Below are 21,282 nucleotides of genomic sequence, written 5' to 3'. Positions count from 1 at the left end.
TAAAATCATAGTTTATGTATAAATTTACTTATAATTTTACTTACAAAAATCTATTTTTAATACTTTAAATATCATAAAACACGGCAAATACTATTCCGCACACCTCCACCAATGATATTTTTATAAAATAATCTTATTTTATCCTTTTAAAATACCAACAATATTTAAAAACTTTATCTTAACAACCCACTTAAATAATCTAATAAAAAGTATTATCTATAATATAGCTTTCCATCTCCACTATTTACAAAAGTTTTTAAATCCTCTTTTGTTCTTATTTTTAGCTCTGTGCCGTGTAGCTTACAAATATTATCAAGCGATGTAAAAATAGCAGAAAATTCCCCACCAAACTTAGCATTGGCATAATCGCTAAATGCTGAGTCTAGTACCATCATTCGCCCAATATGAGCCCCTTCTACTGCTAGTTCCAAGCTTTCTCTCTTAGCAATCAAAGCTGGCAAATTAGAAGCTACAAGCTCTGCTATTTCATCTGCTCTTTGCTTTGTTATAGCTTTACTGTAAAACTTTTCCAGGGTCAAACCACGCAGATTTTGCTTTTTGGATTTTGCTTAAAAACTGCTCATCTATACTAAACTTTTGCTCTAAATCTCCACACTATTTACGCTTTTGAAGTGAAATTTCTTAAACTTACCATTATTAAGCTCAAGTAAATATCAAAAGCCCATAAAAGTGCGATTTTTATAGGTTTTAGCTTAAGCTCTGCTTCGCGGTAAAGCACACTTATAAGGCGATTTTGCTTATTTATACGATGAAAATGGTCGCCCAAGTGTCAATATACCTTTGGCTGGTGGGACTTTACAAGGATATACTAGCAATAGCATATCTATAAAAAGAAGCTCTTTATCCACGATAAAAAAGGACAAATATAAACAATCCCAACCTAAGCGTATAATGTAGAGTTTTAGCTAAGTATTTCTACTTAGCTAAATGATTTTTTATTGCTAATCTCCATTGATTTTATTATTTATTTCTTTTAATTTATCTTTACCATTTTTTATATCGCTTAAAATCTTATTAATATATTCTTCAACACCATTTTCATTCTTGATATTCTTTAAAATAAAATCTTTTGGTGTCATGCTTTCAAAGGCAAAATCACCAGCTAAATACCAATCATAATATTGTGCCTGTATATTCATGTCTTTTAGTTTGATTTCTTCATTGTTTTTAAGAAAACCATATAATATCTCATTCGTTTTTCTTTCTACAACAAATCTAACATATTTATTATATTTTAGTTCTTCTGGTGTTATTTCGATAACACAAATATTTTTATTTTCAAACTTATTAAATGACAATTTCCAATTATCTTGAATTTCCAAATTATTGTTTAGCTCGCTATAAACTTTTTCAAAAAAGTTATTTGTTAATTCTATTTCTACGCTTTTAAAATTATCGTATATTGCAGCACAAAGCTCATAGTTGCTTCTAATTTGCTCTTTTACTATATCATTCGCCATTTTTTCTCCTTGATTTGTTAATATTTTTACTGCTTTTTCGTATTGTGAAATTATCGCGGTTAAATCCATCAAATTCGTAATTTCATCTTTTACTCTGCACAACCACTCTATAATTTCTTTCTTATAAGAAATGTGTTTAAAAGCGATTTCATTATTGTCGATTATCAAAGAATCATTTTTGACTTCATCAATTCCATCTAACTTTTTAATTACATCATCAGAAGGTGTAAGATATAAAACCAAAATTCTCTCACAAATTTCGCTTAATGAATCTTCGTTTTGTTCGCCTATTTCGCCTATAATAGTTCGTATATATCTTGCGATTTGTTCATTGTGGTCGCCAGTCCAGAGTTTATTTTCTATCATTATGTGTTTATCGCCATCGGTTATATAAATATCAATATTTTTATATTCTCTATAAACTAGCGCATTTGAAGCATCAAGTCCAAAATCACTTATACCACAAGCATTTATAAACTCACGCAAAAATAAATCGCCTTGATAATGCAGTCCCTTTGGGTCTAGCAAAGAGGCTATAAATTTTGAGTGTTTTACCTCTTTTGTTTCAAGCACATCAAAAATATTATAATCATGAATTCCACGAGCCCTACGCTCTTTTACTTTGTTTTCATACTCATTATAAGCCTTTTCAAACTCAGCAAAAAACTTTTGTAGTTTTTTTTCATTAAATTCCGCCATTGTAGTCTCCTAAAAAATGTTTAAAATTTTACCACAATTTCAATAGAAAATAGCGACCAAAAGCATCAAGTCCAGCCAAAGTACCAGCTCCACCAGGAGCAATCACACCATTTAACATAGAACTTAGTTCAAACACACTATAGCCAATTTTAGCAAGCTCAATATCTTTGCCATTGATTTCTACTGTATAATCATCGTTGGCAACTTCCAGTCTAGTAATTAGTGCTGCAAAGCGCTCTAAAGACCCGTTAAGGGCTTTTTGCTTCTCTTCTCCGAGTTGCTCAAATGATTGATTTGTTTTATCTTGAGTAGATTTAAAGGCACCAACAGCGTAAAAATACATATTTTGCTCTTCACTTCTTTCTATAGCTCCAACTGAATCTACTATCCAACCAGCTACTATAGGTATTAATGGTAATTGGCATATTATCTCCTTAAAATTCTTCTTTTATTCTGAAATTCTCATCAATGTTTTCAAGCCTTCATTACAAGCCTTAGCATTAATGGAATAAAACTTCTCTCTACTCCAAATCTTATTAAATAAACCATACATTTCATCAATACGGCAAATTAGCGGTCTATTGTCATATATTTTGCACTTATTGCTCTTAAGATCTAGCTCCTTACCCCCTTTTTTTTATCTAAATATTTACTTAAATTTAAAAAATAGCAAATTTATAAGCTCTTAAATTACATAAGAATATCAAAAAACAATTACTACCAAATGCGAGATAGTCTAATTTACAAGCTTGGATTGGCTTAATCATAATCCTAAGCTAATTTTAATAATATTATCATTACAAATTTATCTCACAGCCTAAATTTATAAATTTTCTTAAATTTTCATCTGGTTAATATCTAGAGTAATTTATTAAATTTAAGCCAAATTTAATGAAAATTTGAAAAATTTATATTAAATTTGCACTTTTTTTAAAAAAAGTGTTAAATTCCCCCCCCCATATTAATATTTTAATCTTTCGTGCGATATAATGAAATATGCTTAAGCAAAGGATTAAGCTTAAATCTTTTAAAAAGGATCAAATATGAGTTTTAGAATCAACACTAACATAGCAGCGATGAATGCTCATGCTAACTCACAAATCACAGATAGAGAGCTTACTAGCTCACTTGGTCGCCTTAGTTCAGGCCTTAGAATTCAAACAGCAGCTGATGATGCTTCTGGCTTAGTTATTGCTGATAGCTTAAAATCTCAAGCCAACTCATTAGGTCAAGCTATATCTAATGGTAATGACGCAATAGGTATAGTTCAAACAGCTGATAAAGCTATGGATGAACAGATTAAAATACTAGATACTATTAAAACCAAAGCTATCCAAGCAGCTCAAGATGGTCAAAATAGTGATTCAAGAAGAGCCCTTCAAAATGATATCTCAAGACTTCTTGAAGAGCTAGATATGATAGCTACTACTACAAGCTTTAATGGCCAACAACTCTTAAATGGTAACTTCTCTAATAAAAACTTCCAAATAGGTGCTTATAGTAATGAAACAGCTAAAGTAAGTATCGGTGCTACAAACTCAAATACAATTGGGCATACTAGGTTTGAGACTACAAGTAATGCTGCCATATCACAAATTTCTCAAGTTACTGCAATTGAAGTAAAACTTAGTGGAATTGATGGATATCCTAGTGGTTATACATTTCAAAAAATAGATGCTTCAACATTTCAAACTGATGGTTACAAAGCTGTAGCCGAAATGATGAATGGTGTAAGTGATAAAACTGGTGTAAAAGTAAATGTAAATAATACTCAAGTTATGAGTAAAGCGGTAGAGGCTGGAACTATACAAGGTCTTGTTATCAATGGTGTAAAAATAGGTAATATTACCGTAAAAGCCAACGATAGCGATAATACCTTAATCGCAGCAATCAACGCTAAAAAGGATGAAACAGGTGTAGAAGCTAGCTTAGATAATGGCAAACTAGTCTTAGCGGCCAAAGATGGTAGGTCTATTAGAATTGGAACAATTTCTGGTACTGGTAGTTATGCTGGTTTTCATGCTGGATTTTCTAATGGTAGTGCCGGTGGACATAGTCAAGGTTTAGTTTATTTAGGTCAAATCACATTTGTCCGCCAAGATGCTAGGGATATTAAAGTTGGCTTACAAGGTATGTCTACAATTTCTGGTTTAAATTTCAGTACTGCCTTGATAACAAATGCATCTGTGGCATCTCAAGCTTATAATCAAGCTAGTGTAAATTTGAAATATATGAATTCTGGAACTATCGATGTTTCAATGGCTAAAGCTATGGGATTTTTCGATGGTGGCGCTTCAAATGCTGCTGGATATGGCAATCAAGCCGGTGGGGTAAATACCTATGGTGGTGCTCAAGCTATGGTGGATGTAGCTGAATCAGCTAGAAAAACTTTGGATAAACTAAGAGCAGATCTAGGTTCAGTCCAAAACCAATTAGTAGCAACTATCAATAACATAACAGTTACTCAAGTCAATGTCAAATCAGCTGAAAGTCAGATAAGGGATGTGGATTTTGCTAGTGAGAGTGCAAATTTCTCTAAATTCAATATCCTAGCTCAAAGTGGTAGCTACGCCATGAGCCAAGCCAACGCTGTCCAACAAAATATATTAAGATTGTTACAATAATTTAATCTGTGCTTCGCACAGGTTTAAATTATTGTTTTATTTCTAACTTCGCAGTGGAGCAAAACCAGCGAATGCGACCCCGAAGGGGTGGTTTCTGTAAAGCCCCACTTTGCGACCAAAGGGGATCCTTTCACAGAAACCTCGGCTAAAGCCGTCGCATTCGCTGGTTTTGGAAACACACTGAAGTCCCTACTTTGTAGGGTTACCCTTATTAAAATCTGAGCGATAGCTCAGCAACCTTGAAAGGCTTTTTCAAAATTTTCGCAACAAAAAACTCTTTCGAGTTTTTTGTTGCTTCAAATTTAATTTTTATTCCAAATTTTCGTCATAAAACAACCATTTAGGTTGTTTTACTATTGCGAAAATTTTGATTAAAAAGTAGTAGCAAGATTTTAAAAGTTTTAATCGCTTCTAGCAATTGCCAAAATACAAATTGTATTATCCTAGAAATTATTGGGATTTAATCACGCATTTTGCCACTTTTGCCACTCATCGCTCTCATCAATTTCGTTGCCAATTGCCTCATACCTACTATAATAGTACTTAACAAAATTAGCAACTTCAATATCAGTTGGCAAATAAATCTCCCCATCAAAATAAGCAAATTTAGCTAAAAATTCACTAGCATTGAGCTTTTTAGTATAAAAATCAGCAAGATTGATGTAGTTTTGTAAGGCTAAATTTTTAAATTTTTCATAACTTTGATAATTAAAATCAACAACCAATCTAACCCCATCAAAACTAAGCACTCCAGCTCTAAATAGCAATGATAAATGTATCAATACCTCGCAATAATACGCCCTAGTCTCGACCACTTTTTGCCAAGCTATTAGCCCTATGCTTCTTTTGATTAGTTCGTAAAATACCGGCAAAATCAGCTCCTTTTCTTCATGTAAAAAGAAGTTAATAAGCCCTCCGGTTGTAGCCTTATACTCCTCAATAAATTTAAATTCTCCACCAATATTCATAAGATTTTCGCTATCGCTATCCATAAATAGTATATGCCCAAACTCATGACCGATAGTGGAAATTTCATAAACACGCTTCCAAATTTTCTCATTTTTAAATAAAATTTCACGCCCATAATTCAAAAATTCTCTATCAAAAATTTCACTTGCTAACTTCATAAACGGCTTGGCTTTAGAGTTTTGATAGACAAAATCCACAAAAGCAAATATCTTCTTACCGCACTCGCTGCTTACAAGCTCATCATTTGGCACCACTTGTGCTGAGAAAAGCCCATTAAATTCCGCACCATAATAGAGCATTGGAGTGCTTATATAAAGCTGAGTTTTATCAATATTAGAATGGACTAAGCTTACCATATTTGGATTTTTAGGCTCTATTTGAGAGTAAATTTTATCAAAGCTATCTTTTATATTGTTTTTCAATTTATTCTCATCAATATCGCTTCGAGAGCTTAATCTTATATCCCACTCCAAGGCTACGGCGTGCGTGTAAGCATCTTCATAATACTCTAGTGGATGACCGATCTGTATAGCTGAGCGAGTTTGCATCCAGGCTCTTTCTGCATCTTGCCATTTTGATATGACTTTATCATTATCTCTCTCATTAAACGCAGATTTTAAAGCTTCAAGGTAGATTATATATGCCTTATCTTGATTGGATTTTGCTAAAGGCTTTAATGAATTTATAGTGTTTTCAAATTCACTCACAACCGCCTCGCACTCACTAGCAAAGGCTGTGATATATGGTACCATTTTATACTTGCTACCATCTTTTACGACCGCTCCATAAACCCTATCGCATTTTAATCCATCGCTACTAAGCTGATACAAAGCATTATCACCTATAAATTTCATAGCTTGAGCGATGGTTGGAAACTTAAGCCCAAACTCCTCATTTATACCATCTATTATATGACTTTGCCATACTTTTTGCATATTCGTAATGGCTATACCAATTCTATGCACACCCCACAAAAGCTCCATCTCAAATTCGCTTAAAAGCTCATCTTGGCTTATAAGATTTAGCATTTTTGTAAATCTATCTATATAAAATTTACTCACATAATCATATAAATTTGAGTTAATTTCCTTGATTTTTTCTTTACTTAAATTTAACTTTTTTAGCTCATTTTCGACAGATGAAGCTCTAAGAGAGACTATTCTATCTGTTATGGCTGTTTTGGCTTGGCTATTATTTGGTAAATTTGCTATATTTAAGCCTTGTAAGATTATAGGATTATCCATATCTTTATAGAGCTGATTTAGCTCATTTTTAAAAGATTTTGATAACTCATTTAACTTTTGGTATTTCATATTTTGCCTTATATTTTATTTTAAAATGCAAATTATATCTATTTTAAAAAAACAAAATATCTACAAAGCAAAAATCCACTAATAGTATATATAATACCAGCTACGCATTGAGCTAGATAGACATCTATATCATATACCCTATAACTCATATATAAAAATAGCAAATTTAAACAATACGCAAATCCCATAGATATGGCAAATTTAATCGCTTTAAGTGGCGAATTTTTGGTTTTGAAAGTAAATTTGCTATTTAAAAAGTATGATAAGCAAACCCCAATCACATAACCCAAAAAATTTGCCATCTCAGCAACAAAGCCAAAATATGTTAAGACAAGGACGCTCCCAAGTCCAACAAAAGTATTTACCACTCCAACTAAACCATAAATGATAATATCTCTCATTTTATAGATATACTTTGTATATTATGATGATTAGCTACTGCTTGATTTATCCAGTGGTTTAAATCCTCTTGCAAATTGCCAAAATCTATAAATTTTTTCGATTTATAAATTAATTTTTTAGGTATTACAATATCGCTTTTACCAGCTATTTTTTGAGCGATAATCTCTTGATTTATCGCCTTTTGGCTCAAATATGTCTTATAGCTATGATAGCTAACAAATATTACGCTACATATAAATAAAGAAAAGCTTATAAGGCTAATTATTTTGCTATATTCGTTATACAACTCTTTAAATATTAAAATGATAATAGCCATCAAAACAATATCTCTTACTACGCTAGTTCGTTTTGGCACACCTTCTATAAGCCCAAACAGCACAACTCCCATAAAGATTCAAAGCAAAAATAGAGCGATAAAAATATAGTAAAATTTATCTTTTATAGCTAAATTTCTCATCATCAATAACAAAATAGCAAAGACCAAAGCAGCACAAATATGCTTTGCAAAAATAGCCGCAACGCCAGTTAATAAAATAGCTATAATCCAGCGATATGATTTAAATTTAATCTGATTTTTAAATATATAAAATATAGAAAAAGAGATAAGAAAAATCACAAATATATCAGAATAATTATGATCTAATGCTTGATTTATAGTAATAATTTTATCTAAAAATGATAGGTCAAAAAACTCACCCAAACTCATAAAATTCGCAATCTCTGCTCGTTTATTGCTCCCTGGTGATAAAAATAGAGTTATCCAGCCAACCACAAAACCAAAAAATCCCCAAATTTGCCAAAATGGCAAAGATATTTTATGATATTTTGCGTAAATAAAGCTAATAGTAGTTGCAAAAATAATCATAACTCCTATAAATTCACTCGCCATACCAGCTAAAAATGCTAAAAATCCAAAACCCAACCAAATAAAATTTACAAATACGCTATGACTACTCTTTTGAGTATGATTATAAATTTGATCCCAAAATAATCGATAAGGGAGGCAAAATATAAAAATCAAAGTAACTCCCCATAGGTAATTTACACTTCCAGCACCCCATAAAAATATCGAGCCAAAATATCCAAAAAGCCCTAAAATTGCAAACCACAAAGCAAGTAAAACTATATCTGCTTTATCTCTTATAACCCTTCCAAAACACAGCAAAAATCCCAAAAATAAAAAAGCCGTCCCAATAATCGCATTAATAATATCAAAAATAGGACTAAAGGCAAATTTCGCAAAATACCCAGAAAATAATATTTCTCCAATTCTGCCATTCCATTTAAAATAAGTTGACAAAAAATTGCCATTTAAAGCACTTTGATATAGCGTATAATCATCAGCTTGTGCTGGATAGAGCAAATTTAAGAAAAGCAAAATAGCAAACAAAACGCCAAAAATGGATAAATTTAAATATTTAATTTTTAAATTCATTTCTATCCTTTAAAATATAGTTTGGGCGATTTTTCACCTGCTCATAAATCCTAGCTATATACTCTCCAATTATCCCCAAAACAATCAAAATAATACCGCTAAAAAATATAATCACACACATCGAAGATGGATAACCTCTAACGGCATTTCCATATATCAAAGTATCAAAAATCAAAATAATCATATAGATAAAAGCACCAAAACAGCCCCAAACCCTAAAATAAAAGCTAGTCTAAGTGGTTGTAGAAAAGCTAATCAACCCTTCAATTCCATATTTAAAAAGCTTCCAAAAGCTCCATCCACTACTTCCAGCATTTCTGGGGATATACTCATATTCTAAATAAATTTTAGAAAATCCAACCCACTCAAAAATCGCCTTAGAAAACCGGTGATATTCGCTAAGTTGTAATATCGCATCTACCACTCCTTTACTCATCAAGCGAAAATCCCTAACCCCACTTTTAAGAGAAATTTCGCTCATAAAACGGCTGATTTTATAAAAACATATCGCTAAAAATAGCCCTAAGCTTACTCTCGCCTTTTCTATCTATCCGTCTGACACATATCATATCTATATTTTGTGTTATAAAATTTTGATACATTTTAGGGATTAGCTCCACTGGATTTTATAAGTCTGTATCAATCAAAATAGTAGCCTTAGCACTGCTATTTTGAAGTCCAGCTAAAATAGCAGCCTCTTTGCCAAAATTTCTTGAAAAATTTAAAATTTTAATTCTATTATCTTTTAAAGCTAAATTTCTTAAAATTTTTAAAGTATTATCGGTGCTACCATCATTGATAAATATAAATTCGCAACTAATTTGTTTGGAATTTTGCTTATTAATAATAGCAATTTGATTTAAAATTTGCAAGTAAAAATCATCTAAATTTAAACTCTCATTGTAGCAAGGCACTACAAAAGATAGATCTAGTAATACCCCCCCCCCAAGCAATTATTTTTCACTATTTTCTCCTAAATTTCAAATTCTCATTTAATCTAAATTTAAAAATCAAAAAGCCCTGATAAAAAGCTCTCTTTTTTCTTCTTGCGATAGCTGCTATGATAGCCATCATCATAGTATATTCTCTCATCTTTGCGTGGTTCATGCTCTTTTTTACCACTAAAATACTCATTTTGCCTAGAATTTGGCATTGATCTTTCAATAATCTTATCAAGCTCTCCACGATCTAGCCACACGCCACGGCATTTTGGACAATAATCAATCTCCACTCCACTTCTTTCACTCATCACTAAATCCGCATTTTACATACCGGGCATACCATTATTTATCCTTTTGATTAAATTTAAGTAATTAACCAAAAATATTAATAGCAAATTTCAAAAAGTTACACAAAAAGCAAAAAAATCAACTTAATAAAAAAAATTTATAAAAAAAAGTGTATAAAAAGAAAAAATTTGATAAACTTAGCATATTTAGCTCAAGGGGAAAGATGATAGAGAAATTTTCAAAAATTGGCTTTGTTTTAGCGATGGCTGGAAGTGCCGTTGGGCTAGGAAATGCGTGGAAATTCCCCACAATGGTAGGAAATAATGGCGGTTCGGCATTTATCTTGCTATATATTATCCTTACTCTTGGAGTGGCTGTCGTGGTCTTTTTGGCTGAGCTTGCTATTGGTAGATTAGGTGGTACTGATATTGTAAATTCGCTCACAAAGCTAGCACCTAAGCATAAACGAGCTTGGGGATTTGCTGGATTTTTTATGCTAACTGCGATTTTAATAGCGTCATTTTATATGATTGTTATCGGATGGATTTTAAGATACATATTTTTATCTTTTGATACTCTACCGCAAAGCACTCAAGAGGCCGCTAATGCCTTTGGTGCCCTTATTAAAAACGATTTTTTAAATGTATTTGTATGCTTTAGTATTGTGTTTTTAATCGTATTTTATGTGGTTTCTAAAGGGATTAAAAGCGGCATTGAAAAGCTAAATATATGGATGATGCCATCACTTTTTATACTTCTTGTGGGACTTTTGCTCTATGCGATCTTTGCTAGTGGCAACTTTACTAAGGCTTTAAATTTTATTTTTATTCCAGATTTTAGTAAGCTTTTAAATCCTCAGTTAATATTACAAGCCTTAGGATTAGCATTTTTCTCCATGTCAATGGGCGTTGGGACGGTGGCTACATATGCAGCTAGTTTGCCAGATGGGGCAAATTTGATTAAATCCACTCTCTCAATTATCTTTATTAATATCTTAATTGGCATTATGATGGGGCTTGTAGTATTCTCATTTATCCCTATTATTGATGGTCAGCCAGCTAGCGATGGACCTGGATTAATCTTTATATCACTTGCATCTTTATTTGCTCAAATGGGAATTATAGGAAATATACTTGCAATTGCCTTTTTTGCCTCGCTACTTTTTGCAGGTATTACCTCAGCTGTATCTATGATAGAGCCATTTACTCTATATTTGATACATAAATTTAATATCAGTAGAAACAACGCTATAGCTATAATTGGTATATTTGTATATCTTTTAGGTATATTTTGTATTTTATCATATTACGAAGTTACAAGTAACTATTTTAGCATTCCAGCATTAGCTATAAATAATGAAAAGCCAGTAGCATTTTTTGATATATTAGACTTACTAACTTCAAATATTTTAATGCCACTTGGTGCTTTGACATTTAGTATTTTTGTTGGTTACATTCTTAAAAAGGAAGGATTATTTACTCTATTTTCAGGATTTATGTCTAGACAATGGTTTGAGATTTGGTATTTTACACTCCGCTATGTTGCTCCGCTTGCGATTTTGCTAATTGGAGCTTATCAAATTATAAGTAAAATTTAAAAAAGGAAAGATATGGCAAAAAAATTTATTGATGTTATGGATACTACTTTTAGAGATGGTTTTCAGTCTGTATTTGGTGCAAGAGTCTTGATGGATGACTTTTTACCAGCAGTAAGTGCTGCTAAAGAAGCTGGTATAAATCACTTTGAATTTGGCGGTGGAGCTAGATTTCAAAGCTTATATTTTTATCTAAACGAAGATGCCTTTACAATGATGGATAAATTTAGAGAAGTCGCTGGAAAAGACGCTAATCTACAAACTCTATCTCGTGGCGTAAATACCGTAACACTAGATACTGGAAGTCGTGAGCTAGTAGATCTTCACGCAAAACTCTTTGCCAAGCATGGGACAACCACAATTCGCAACTTTGATGCCCTAAATGATGTTAAGAATTTAGAATATAGCGCTCAAAGAATCAAACATCACGGACTAAAGCACGAAGTTGTAGTAACAATGATGGATCTACCGCCAAACTGCGTTGGTGCTCATGATGCTAAGTTTTACGAAAAATGCTTAAGAGAAATTTTAGATAGCGGAATTGAATTTAATAGCGTCTGCTTTAAAGATGCAAGCGGGACAAGTAGCCCTGAAAAGGTATATCAAACTATCAAAATGGCTAGAAATCTACTAGGCGATGATATCCATCTTAGACTTCATACTCACGAAACTGCTGGGGTAAGTATCGCTTGTTATTTAGCTGCACTTGAAGCTGGTGCTGATGGTATAGATTTAGCCGCTTCTCCAGTAAGCGGTGGAACAAGTCAGCCTGATATTCTTACAATGCTTCACGCTGTAAAAGGTAAAAACTACGATCTAGGCGGATTGGAAGTTGATAAAATTTTAAAATATGAAGAAGTCTTACATGAGTGTTTAAAAGATTATTTTATGCCACCTGAAGCTACTCAAGTTAGCCCATTAATACCATTTTCTCCTATGCCTGGCGGTGCACTTACAGCAAATACTCAAATGATGAGAGATAATAATATTTTAGATAAATTTCCAGCAGTGATAAAAGCTATGAGAGAGGTTGTAGAAAAAGGCGGATATGGCACGAGCGTAACCCCTGTTAGCCAATTTTACTTCCAACAAGCATTTAATAATGTAATATTTGGCCCTTGGAAAAAGATAGCAGAAGGCTATGGTAAGATGGTTTTAGGCTATTTTGGTAAAACCCCAGTTACTCCAGATAGCCACATTGTAGAACTTGCTGCTAAACAATTAAATTTAGAGCCTACCACCGCTGCAGCAATCGATATTGCCGATAAAGATGAGACAAAATCTATAGCCTATACAAAATCACTATTAGAAAAAGAGGGCTTAGAGACAACTGAAGAAAATATCTTTATAGCTGCTGCATGTAAGGAAAAAGGCATAGCCTACCTAAAAGGCGAAGGTAAAGTAATGGTACGCAAAAATAGCGATATGCCAAAAGCTACTACAAAATCTAGCTCAAATCAATTTAGCGTAACGGTAAATGGTAATAACTACAATGTAGAAGTTGCAGATGGATTTAATAATTTTAGTATCAAATCCATAACTCTAGCTAAGCCTAGCGAACATAAAGAGAGCAAATCTGAGCCAAAAATAGTAAGCTCAACAGGTGCTTCAAATGAGATTATAGCTACTATGTCAGCTGGTGTGTTTAAAATTCTAGTAAATACAGGAGATAGCGTCCAATCAGGTCAAACTGTAGTAATCCTAGAAGCGATGAAAATGGAAATTCCTATCAAGGCTGAATGCGATGGCGAAATAGAAGAAATACTCATATCTCAAGGTCAAACCGTAGAAGATGGCCAACTCCTAATCAAACTAAAATAGTATTAAAGCTGCCAAAGCTGGCGGCTTTTATTAAATTATAAAATTTATTATCAAAAATTCTAAAATAAAACCAAAAATTAAGCTAAAAAATAATAAAATAAATCAAATTTTAATTTTGTAAAAAAGGTAAAAATATGATAAAGGATTTAGATAAGCTAGGGTTAAATAATATCAAAGAGATCTATCATAATCTAAGCTATGATGAGCTTTTTGCTCATGAAAAAGCTAACAATGAAGGCTATATCACAGACAACGGAACCTTTAGCGTAGATACTGGAATTTTCACAGGTCGCAGTCCTAAAGATAAATATTTTGTTAATCAAGACCCAAGCAATAAATATCTAGCATGGGGAAAAGTCAATCAACCTATGACAAAAGAGACATTTGATAAACTCCTTGCCAAAGCAAAATCCCAACTAAGCGGTAAAAATATCTATATCCAAGATGCCTACTGTGGCTCTAGCTTAGCAAGTCGCAAAAGTGTAAGATTTGTAACTGAAGTTGCGTGGCAAGCACACTTTGTCAAAAATATGTTTATCCGCCCTAGCGAGTCTGAACTAGCTAACTTTACCCCTGATTTTGTAGTATATAATGCTTGTAAATGCGTTAATGATGAGTATAAAAAAGATGGATTAAACTCAGAAGTTTTTGTAATCTTTAACATAGAAGAAAATATCGCTGTAATAGGCGGCACTTGGTATGGTGGCGAGATGAAAAAGGGGATATTTTCTATGATGAATTATTGGCTACCGCTAGAAAATAAGCTATCTATGCACTGCTCTGCAAATGTCGGCAAAGATGGGGATACGGCTCTATTTTTTGGCTTAAGTGGCACTGGCAAAACTACACTTTCAACAGACCCAAATAGAGCATTAATAGGCGATGACGAGCATGGCTGGGATGATGAGGGAGTGTTTAACTTTGAAGGTGGTTGCTATGCAAAATGTATAAATTTAGACCCAAAAAATGAACCTGAAATTTACGCTGCTATTAAGCGTGATGCTCTACTAGAAAATGTCTGCATAGATAAAAATGGGGTAGTAGATTATAGCGATGATTCAAAAACTGAAAATACCCGTGTAAGTTATCCAATCGAGCATATTCCAAATCACGAACCAACCCTAAAAGCTGGCCATCCAAAAAATATAATCTTCCTTACAGCCGATGCTTTTGGCATACTACCTCCAGTTTCAAAACTCACAAAAGAACAAGCGATGTATTATTTCTTAAGTGGATATACAGCTAAGGTAGCTGGTACTGAGCGTGGTATCACAGAGCCACAAGCGACCTTTTCAGCGTGTTTTGGAGAGCCATTTATGCCACTTCACCCTACCGTTTATGCAAGACTTCTTGGTGAAAAGATAGATAAACACAATGTAAATGTATATCTAGTAAATACCGGCTGGAGCGGTGGTGCGTATGGCGTTGGTAAAAGAATGAGCATTAAGGCTACTAGAGCTTGTATAAACGCTATTTTAGATGGTAGTATCGAGCAATGCGAGTTTGAAAATTTCGATAAATTCAATCTTGCGATCCCAAAATCCCTTGATGGAGTAGAAGCAAATCTATTAAACCCTATTAATACTTGGTCTAATAAAGATGAGTATATCGTAAGCAGAGATAATCTAGCTAATATGTTTATCAACAATTTTAAACGCTATGAAGATGTCGCAGAGGGTGTGCAATTTTCTAAAGCTGGTCCAGCAATCTAATCTTTCGCCTTTGTAATGGGCGAATTCTACCACTATCTCAATACTTTATTAAGGATTTTTTATGCAAAAAATGTGGCAAGGTAGATTTAACGAAGCTAGTAGTGAGCTTTTAGAGGCTTTTAATGCTTCGATTGAATTTGATAAGGAGCTATACATTCAAGATATAAATGGCTCAAAAGCACACGCAAAAATGCTAGCTAAATGCAATATCATTGATGATGAAACCGCCAAAAAGATACTAAATGGACTAGAGCAAATAAAATCCGAAATAGAAAATGGAGAATTTAAATTTTCTATCGCTGATGAAGATATTCATATGGCGATTGAAAAAAGGCTTAGCCAAATTATTGGGGCTGAATTTGGCGGTAAGCTCCACACCGCAAGAAGTAGAAATGACCAAGTGGCACTTGATTTTAGGCTATTTGCACTTGGGGCGAATATGGAAATTGCTAAATTAATTTTAGATCTTATCAAAACACTTAGCCAAATTGCCAAAGAGCATAAATCAACGCTGATGCCAGGATTTACTCACTTACAACACGCTCAGCCAGTTAGCCTTGCATATCATTTACTAGCTTATGCTTTTATGTTTAGCAGGGATTATGATAGGTTAATTAATAGCCATAAACGAAATAATCTTAGCCCACTTGGCTCATGTGCTATGGCTGGCACACCTCACCCAATCGATCGTGAGATGGTCGCAAGGGAGCTTGGATTTAGCGGTATTACGCCTAATGCTATGGATAGCGTTAGTGATAGGGATTTTGCTCTTGAGCTACTTTTTAATATTAGCTTGATCTTTACCCATACATCAAGGCTATGCGAAGAGCTGATTTTATGGAGTAGTAGTGAATTTGGATATATCACAATTAGTGATAGATTTAGCACAGGCTCAAGCATAATGCCACAGAAAAAAAACCCAGATGTAGCCGAGTTAATCAGAGGTAAAACAGGCCGTGCCTACGGTAATCTAATCTCACTATTAACCACGATGAAATCCCTGCCCTTAGCCTATAATAAAGATATGCAAGAGGATAAAGAGTGCCTATTTGATAGTGTAAAAAGTGCTAAAAACTCTCTAATCATTCTCAATGCAATGATGGCTGAGATTAAATTTAATAAAGAAAATATGCTAAAAGCGTGTAAAACAGGGCATTTAAGTGCTACTGATTTAGCTGATTATCTAGTTAAGCAAAAGCAAATTCCATTTCGTCAAGCACATTTTATAACTGGCAAATGCGTAGCACTAGCCGAGAGCTTAGGCAAGGATTTAAGCGAATTAAATTTAGAGGAATTACAAAGCATAGAGCCTAGCATTGACTCTGATGCCTTGGGGCTACTAAAGCTAGAAAGTTCTAAAGAAGCTAGAAAATCTATCGGTGGCACTAGCGATTATAGTGTAAATATCCAGCTTGAGTTGATTGATAAATTTATCAAATCCAATGATATTGAGCGTTAATTCGCTCGATATTTTAAATTTAATTTTTCATAATCATTCATCTATTTATCACTAAACTGCTTATAGCAAATCTTAAAAATTATATTAAATTTACCCTATTTAAATTTATCAATCTCATCTTGTATTATTTGATTTAGCTTAAGTAACTCTTCATAATTTTCTCGATTTTTCTCTAAAAGTTCATCGAATTTAAAACCAAGCATAACAATGCGGTATAAATTTGGTTTATGCTTTCTCCAATTATACAAAGTGCTAACATCAATATCCAACTCATATGCCATATCGCGTTTGCTCTTTTTTGCCATTTTTTGCCTTAAATTTTTTTAACTCAATTAGGATTTTACATTAAAAAATCTTTATTAAAAACACTAGAAATATTCAATTATTTACTAATAATATATCTAATATTTCAAGATTATTTAAGATATATTATGGAATAATTCGATACATTTTTATTAAGGAGATTTTATGGATTTTAATTCAGTTCTTTTAATCATTCAAGATAAGCTCCCAAAAGATGGTGCGTCTTCTGTAATATTAAAAGATAAATTTGAAAGCTTAAGTCAAGATAAACAAAAAGATTTTATCTCTAAACTTTCACAGATAAAATTAAAAAGCCCAGCTTTTGTATTTTGGGTGGGGAGCTTTTTGCTTGGCAATCTTGGTGTAGGACGCTTTATGATTGGCGATAAGATACTTGGTTTTATTCGTTTAGGATTGGCAATTTTAAATATTTATATAGAGCTTTCATCTTACAATACAGAATATCCTAAATCTATAGCTCTTATTATTTGGATTTGGTGGATTGTGGATCTATTTTTAGTAGGGAAAAAGCTTCGCAAACAAAATTTCGAAAAGATTATAAATCTTATGCAGTGATTGCGATTTAAGGAGATAAAAATGAGTGAAAAATACGCACCTTTTGAAGTAGAGCCTACCTTACTTTATGAGAAAGATACCTATCAAATTGTTGCAGGAGAAGCATATACAAATGAAGATGAAAAATTTTGTATTGGTTTAAAATCAAATGGTTTTCCAGCCAACTCTTATCTCATATTTCCTCCACAACTTAACCTAGATTTATTAAGAAATCTATTAGGTCAAAATGGAGCCAAAAATGATGAAATCATAAAATATATCAAAATAATAATGGAGTAAAATGAAAAATATTTTATTAAGTTTAATGATAATTTTATTATTTTCTGGGTGCTTTACTAATAAACCAAAATGTAATGATGAAAGCGTTAAGAGCGTGTTAAAGGAAATTTTGGATAGTGATGAGTGGATTTATGTGGAATATGGTTTAAATGAGCAGTCTTTAAGAGCATTATTAATAAGATCTGGAGGTATGGGGCTTAGAGAACTAGAAGCCGCATCTACCACCGAGATGCTTGGGGTTTTCTATTTTAAACCGATACTTGATATAAAAGAATATGCTAATGAAGTCGTTTATACTAATTTTAGTGATTTTATTACAGAAGATAGCGATAGCAAAGATTCTACTTATTGCAAAGCAACACTAACAATTACATATCCACAAATGCCAGAAGAAATGTTTAAACGATACAAAAATGGTGTATTAGAAGGAGCTTTGTTTAAAGGTGGTGATGTCGAAAAAACCATACAATATAGTGCTAGATATACTGATGATGGCAAGAAAATTTATGTAGAGTTATTTTAAAGATTTTAGGTCTTTAATAAATAACTCAATTTTATAGAAATTATAATGAATTATAATATCTTTCTTTTAAGCGTTCAAGATAAAGTAGATAAAGAGGATTTATCTACTTTAAAACTAAAATTTGAAAACCTACAAAACAAGGAAAAAGTATTATCAGACTTGATTCTTTTGCCACTTCAAGATCCTATAAAACCTCTAATTGCTAGCATTATATGTGGCACATTCTTGCTTTGGTGGCTAGCTATTGATAGATTTATGATAAAAGATTATGCCTTAGGAGCATTACGCACAATTTTATCCATATTATCTTGCGTGTTGTTTTTTTATCTCACTAGATCTATCTATTGATTATTATGATTATATTATCATTGATTTTTTACTAGTAACTGCTACTGTATTTTTACTTTTTTCTATTGCTTGGTGGGTAGTTGATCTATTTTTAGTCTATAAAAAGGTTAAAAAACAAAATTATAATAAAATTATAAAATTTATCTAATTGTGTTTAAATAGCACTATTAGAGCTCCCATTATATTTACCATAATAATGCAAATTTACCTATCTTTTAGACTAAATAAGAGCTAAAAAATATCAATTTTATCTATATATTTTAGCTCTATTTTTAGCCACTATAATCCAAATTTTAATTGATATTTTTAAATTTTATAACTATTTTGTGATATTTATTATATTTAAAGCAAAGTGGCGCGACGGACGGGGCTCGAACCCGCGACCTCCGGCGTGACAGGCCGATATTCTAACCAGCTGAACTACCGCCGCACCTGAAATTTAAGAATAAATGGTGGTCGCTATAAGACTCGAACTTATGACATCCACCTTGTAAGGGTGGCGCTCTACCAACTGAGCTAAGCGACCAAACTAACTATATGGCGACCCTTGCAAGATTTGAACTTGGCGTTTTTGCACAGAGAATGCAATGTCCTGGGCCGACTAGACGAAAGGGTCTAAAAAGTGGTGTCCTGTGTTGGATTCGAACCAACGGCCACCTCCTTAAAAGGGAGATGCTCTACCAGCTGAGCTAACAAGACACGATTGTGGCGCGGCGGACGGGGCTCGAACCCGCGACCTCCGGCGTGACAGGCCGATATTCTAACCAGCTGAACTACCGCCGCACCTGAAATTTAAGAATAAATGGTGGTCGCTATAAGACTCGAACTTATGACATCCACCTTGTAAGGGTGGCGCTCTACCAACTGAGCTAAGCGACCGAAGTGGTGTCCTGTGTTGGATTCGAACCAACGGCCACCTCCTTAAAAGGGAGATGCTCTACCAGCTGAGCTAACAAGACACTCAAAAAATGAAGTTGAATTATACAAAAATTATTAATCTTTGTCAAGATTTATAGAGAAAATTTTATTAAATTTTATCAATTATTATTTTTATCTAAAAATTAAAGGGCTAAAAACTCAGCCCTTTAAAATTCAACTATTTTTTAGTAGAGTTGCTATCTTTTTTGACTGGTTTTTTATCTTTTATGGTGCTTTTTAAATTCTTTGTATCTGTAGGGCCATTGACGATTAGATCTACTTTGATACTTTCATATATCTTATCGCCGATACCAGAGACATTTTTAATCTCATCTATAGTTTTAAATTTACTCTTAGTCCTATAATCAATAATAGCTTTAGCTTTTCCCTCGCCAATGCCAGGTAGCTCCATTAGCTCACTTTTACTAGCAGTGTTTATATTTACAGCTGCCAACATTATATTTGCACCTAGTGCGATTATGGCTATTGCCTTCATCTAATCTCCTTTGAATTAAAAATATGTTTATTATATATTAATATTAAATATTTTATGTCAAGCTTAGATAAATTTATAAAAATTAATATCCAAAGTGTTACTTTAAGTAATACTAAATATAAATTGCCGATAAATTCAAGCCCTACTTATCACTTTAGCAAAAATACTGCCATATTTACTATGCTTATCTATTTTATCGCAAGTTGCCCTTAAATCATCACTATTTTTTAATGATTCTAAGATTAGCTCCATTATCATCACAGCGTCTTTGGGATCTATGTGTGTTGGGCATTTTTTAGCGTGAGTATAATGGGTATGAATTTTGGTAATAAGCTCACTATTTTTAATCTCCAAAATGGCAGTTTCAAGTGGTAGCTTTAAAAACATCTTTTTTTCTTTAATATTTAGTGATAAATAAAACATATCAAGACCATATATTTTCTTATCATATGAATCGAAAAAATATATAGATTTATTAAGATTATCACGAAAAGTAGCAATCATCAACTCTAAAATTTGAATTTTCTGCTCTTTTGTGTAAAAATTACCAATATTTGCAAAGCAAAATTCCAAAAGCGACTTTACACTATACCACTCACTAGCCCCAAATGAGTAAGCTCGCATTTTCAAACCACGCTTTTGACGATATTTTGCCGCTTCTTGACTATCAAAATTATTATACACACTCTGAATTACAAAATCCCTATAGGCTGGATTTGGGAATGTGGGATGAAGTATCAAAGAGCCCTCATTTTCATTCTCATAAATATATTTTAAAAGGGACTCATATCCATCATCAATAATCCTTAAGCTACTATCATCTAGCTCATTTATATAGCGATAAAAGTCGCTCTCATCGCAATCCCATATATCTTTATAGTAGCGAAAGTGATTGCAAATTATGGATTTTACATCTTCGCTTAAGGATTTTGTCTCTTTATTTTCTATCCATGTAAGCAAAGTTCGTCTATCTTTGCCAAGAATTGTGGCAAATTTACTCATAGATAGCTTTGATTTTTCAAATATAATTATAAATCTATCCATCACACTTAACATCTTTAATCCCTTTAATATCCAAAATGTTACTTTAAGTAACATAAT

Annotated in this window: 21 protein-coding genes, 7 tRNA genes and 3 pseudogenes; 9 read left to right on the top strand and 22 right to left on the bottom strand. The window is 32.8% G+C overall.

The genetic code is table 11. From position 1 onward, the window contains the following. Positions 1-212: 212 nt before the first annotated feature. The 4 genes and pseudogenes from CSUIS_RS02600 to CSUIS_RS08390 form a co-directional block, all read right to left on the bottom strand. Entirely contained in the window at positions 213-539 is a 327-nt protein-coding gene (locus CSUIS_RS02600) for a hypothetical protein (RefSeq protein ID WP_086296992.1), read from the bottom strand. A gap of 423 nt (positions 540-962) precedes the next feature. Next, on the bottom strand, positions 963-2,180 hold the full coding sequence (locus CSUIS_RS02595) for a PDDEXK-like family protein (protein WP_086296991.1): 1,218 nt from the start codon (positions 2,178-2,180) through the stop codon (positions 963-965). 28 nt (positions 2,181-2,208) lie between these two features. Then, positions 2,209-2,523: a hypothetical protein gene (locus CSUIS_RS02590; RefSeq protein WP_086296990.1), complete on the bottom strand. Its 315-nt coding sequence runs from the start codon at positions 2,521-2,523 to the stop codon at positions 2,209-2,211. A gap of 105 nt (positions 2,524-2,628) precedes the next feature. Then, positions 2,629-2,787, bottom strand: a pseudogene (locus CSUIS_RS08390) (YkgJ family cysteine cluster protein); the annotation flags it as partial. 436 nt (positions 2,788-3,223) lie between these two features. On the opposite strand from CSUIS_RS08390, the gene CSUIS_RS02585 reads away from it, so the two are divergent. After that, entirely contained in the window at positions 3,224-4,804 is a 1,581-nt protein-coding gene (locus tag CSUIS_RS02585; RefSeq protein ID WP_086296989.1) for a flagellin B, read from the top strand. A 464-nt stretch (positions 4,805-5,268) separates the two neighbouring features. On the opposite strand, the gene ciaB is transcribed toward CSUIS_RS02585, so the two are convergent. The 8 genes and pseudogenes from ciaB to CSUIS_RS02550 all read right to left on the bottom strand — a co-directional run bounded on the left by ciaB (position 5,269) and on the right by CSUIS_RS02550 (position 10,207). Further along, a complete protein-coding gene (gene ciaB / locus CSUIS_RS02580) occupies positions 5,269-7,086 on the bottom strand; it encodes an invasion protein CiaB (protein WP_086296988.1) in 1,818 nt (605 codons plus the stop codon). A 38-nt stretch (positions 7,087-7,124) separates the two neighbouring features. Then, positions 7,125-7,487, bottom strand: a complete 363-nt coding sequence (locus CSUIS_RS02575; RefSeq protein ID WP_086296987.1) for a GtrA family protein — start codon at positions 7,485-7,487, stop codon at positions 7,125-7,127. Next, positions 7,484-8,923, bottom strand: a pseudogene (locus CSUIS_RS02565) (DUF6056 family protein). The gene CSUIS_RS02575 and the pseudogene CSUIS_RS02565 overlap by 4 nt, the downstream one beginning before the upstream one ends. Then, the gene (locus tag CSUIS_RS08445) at positions 8,907-9,107 is read right to left on the bottom strand and encodes a hypothetical protein (protein ID WP_192940205.1); all 201 of its coding nucleotides are present in this window, start codon (positions 9,105-9,107) and stop codon (positions 8,907-8,909) included. The pseudogene CSUIS_RS02565 and the gene CSUIS_RS08445 overlap by 17 nt, the downstream one beginning before the upstream one ends. A gap of 48 nt (positions 9,108-9,155) precedes the next feature. Continuing rightward, complete coding sequence (locus tag CSUIS_RS08440; RefSeq protein ID WP_192940204.1) at positions 9,156-9,404, bottom strand: glycosyltransferase family protein; 249 nt, start codon at positions 9,402-9,404, stop codon at positions 9,156-9,158. A gap of 13 nt (positions 9,405-9,417) precedes the next feature. Then, the gene (locus CSUIS_RS08630; protein ID WP_257789243.1) at positions 9,418-9,543 is read right to left on the bottom strand and encodes a hypothetical protein; all 126 of its coding nucleotides are present in this window, start codon (positions 9,541-9,543) and stop codon (positions 9,418-9,420) included. Positions 9,544-9,549: 6 nt separating this feature from the next. Further along, positions 9,550-9,876, bottom strand: coding sequence for a glycosyltransferase (locus CSUIS_RS02555; RefSeq protein WP_086296984.1), 327 nt, complete (start codon positions 9,874-9,876; stop codon positions 9,550-9,552). A 50-nt stretch (positions 9,877-9,926) separates the two neighbouring features. Next, positions 9,927-10,207, bottom strand: a pseudogene (locus tag CSUIS_RS02550) (TFIIB-type zinc ribbon-containing protein). A gap of 168 nt (positions 10,208-10,375) precedes the next feature. On the opposite strand from CSUIS_RS02550, the gene CSUIS_RS02545 reads away from it, so the two are divergent. From CSUIS_RS02545 to argH, 4 genes are all read left to right on the top strand, one after another. Next, the gene (locus CSUIS_RS02545; protein ID WP_086296983.1) at positions 10,376-11,749 is read left to right on the top strand and encodes a sodium-dependent transporter; all 1,374 of its coding nucleotides are present in this window, start codon (positions 10,376-10,378) and stop codon (positions 11,747-11,749) included. A gap of 12 nt (positions 11,750-11,761) precedes the next feature. Continuing rightward, positions 11,762-13,567: a biotin/lipoyl-containing protein gene (locus CSUIS_RS02540; RefSeq protein WP_086296982.1), complete on the top strand. Its 1,806-nt coding sequence runs from the start codon at positions 11,762-11,764 to the stop codon at positions 13,565-13,567. A 137-nt stretch (positions 13,568-13,704) separates the two neighbouring features. Further along, complete coding sequence (pckA, locus tag CSUIS_RS02535; RefSeq protein WP_086298549.1) at positions 13,705-15,279, top strand: phosphoenolpyruvate carboxykinase (ATP); 1,575 nt, start codon at positions 13,705-13,707, stop codon at positions 15,277-15,279. A gap of 61 nt (positions 15,280-15,340) precedes the next feature. Beyond that, positions 15,341-16,738 carry an argininosuccinate lyase gene (gene argH, locus CSUIS_RS02530; RefSeq protein ID WP_086242576.1) on the top strand — a complete coding sequence of 466 codons (1,398 nt, stop codon included), beginning with the start codon at positions 15,341-15,343 and terminating at the stop codon, positions 16,736-16,738. 95 nt (positions 16,739-16,833) lie between these two features. Here the strand turns inward: argH and CSUIS_RS02525 are convergent, their stop codons facing one another. Then, positions 16,834-17,043 carry a transcriptional regulator gene (locus tag CSUIS_RS02525; RefSeq protein ID WP_086237677.1) on the bottom strand — a complete coding sequence of 70 codons (210 nt, stop codon included), beginning with the start codon at positions 17,041-17,043 and terminating at the stop codon, positions 16,834-16,836. Positions 17,044-17,206: 163 nt separating this feature from the next. On the opposite strand from CSUIS_RS02525, the gene CSUIS_RS02520 reads away from it, so the two are divergent. From CSUIS_RS02520 to CSUIS_RS02505, 4 genes are read left to right on the top strand one after another with little or no spacing between them, the layout of a single operon-like run. Further along, positions 17,207-17,617 carry a hypothetical protein gene (locus tag CSUIS_RS02520; protein ID WP_086296980.1) on the top strand — a complete coding sequence of 137 codons (411 nt, stop codon included), beginning with the start codon at positions 17,207-17,209 and terminating at the stop codon, positions 17,615-17,617. A 21-nt stretch (positions 17,618-17,638) separates the two neighbouring features. After that, the gene (locus CSUIS_RS02515) at positions 17,639-17,896 is read left to right on the top strand and encodes a hypothetical protein (protein WP_086296978.1); all 258 of its coding nucleotides are present in this window, start codon (positions 17,639-17,641) and stop codon (positions 17,894-17,896) included. Between the two features lies 1 nt (position 17,897). Further along, positions 17,898-18,419 carry a hypothetical protein gene (locus CSUIS_RS02510; RefSeq protein ID WP_086242573.1) on the top strand — a complete coding sequence of 174 codons (522 nt, stop codon included), beginning with the start codon at positions 17,898-17,900 and terminating at the stop codon, positions 18,417-18,419. 45 nt (positions 18,420-18,464) lie between these two features. Beyond that, positions 18,465-18,767, top strand: a complete 303-nt coding sequence (locus CSUIS_RS02505) for a hypothetical protein (protein ID WP_236845310.1) — start codon at positions 18,465-18,467, stop codon at positions 18,765-18,767. Positions 18,768-19,120: 353 nt separating this feature from the next. Here the strand turns inward: CSUIS_RS02505 and CSUIS_RS02500 are convergent. From CSUIS_RS02500 to CSUIS_RS02465, 9 genes are all read right to left on the bottom strand, one after another. Continuing rightward, positions 19,121-19,197, bottom strand: a tRNA-Asp gene (locus CSUIS_RS02500). 20 nt (positions 19,198-19,217) lie between these two features. Continuing rightward, positions 19,218-19,293 (bottom strand) — tRNA-Val (locus tag CSUIS_RS02495). Between the two features lie 12 nt (positions 19,294-19,305). Continuing rightward, a tRNA-Glu gene (locus CSUIS_RS08385) sits at positions 19,306-19,383 on the bottom strand. 7 nt (positions 19,384-19,390) lie between these two features. Beyond that, positions 19,391-19,466: transfer RNA gene (locus CSUIS_RS02490), tRNA-Lys, on the bottom strand. Positions 19,467-19,473: 7 nt separating this feature from the next. After that, positions 19,474-19,550: transfer RNA gene (locus CSUIS_RS02485), tRNA-Asp, on the bottom strand. Positions 19,551-19,570: 20 nt separating this feature from the next. Further along, positions 19,571-19,646, bottom strand: a tRNA-Val gene (locus CSUIS_RS02480). Between the two features lie 4 nt (positions 19,647-19,650). Beyond that, positions 19,651-19,726: transfer RNA gene (locus tag CSUIS_RS02475), tRNA-Lys, on the bottom strand. Positions 19,727-19,863: 137 nt separating this feature from the next. Continuing rightward, on the bottom strand, positions 19,864-20,181 hold the full coding sequence (locus CSUIS_RS02470; protein WP_180379402.1) for a ComEA family DNA-binding protein: 318 nt from the start codon (positions 20,179-20,181) through the stop codon (positions 19,864-19,866). Positions 20,182-20,316: 135 nt separating this feature from the next. Further along, the gene (locus tag CSUIS_RS02465; RefSeq protein ID WP_086237673.1) at positions 20,317-21,237 is read right to left on the bottom strand and encodes a hypothetical protein; all 921 of its coding nucleotides are present in this window, start codon (positions 21,235-21,237) and stop codon (positions 20,317-20,319) included. Positions 21,238-21,282: the final 45 nt, after the last annotated feature.

The organism is Campylobacter porcelli (genome assembly GCF_002139855.1).
Lineage (GTDB): Bacteria > Campylobacterota > Campylobacteria > Campylobacterales > Campylobacteraceae > Campylobacter > Campylobacter porcelli.
The sequence above is the reverse complement of the archived record's forward strand: the minus strand, read 5'-3'. Positions and strand labels throughout refer to the sequence as shown.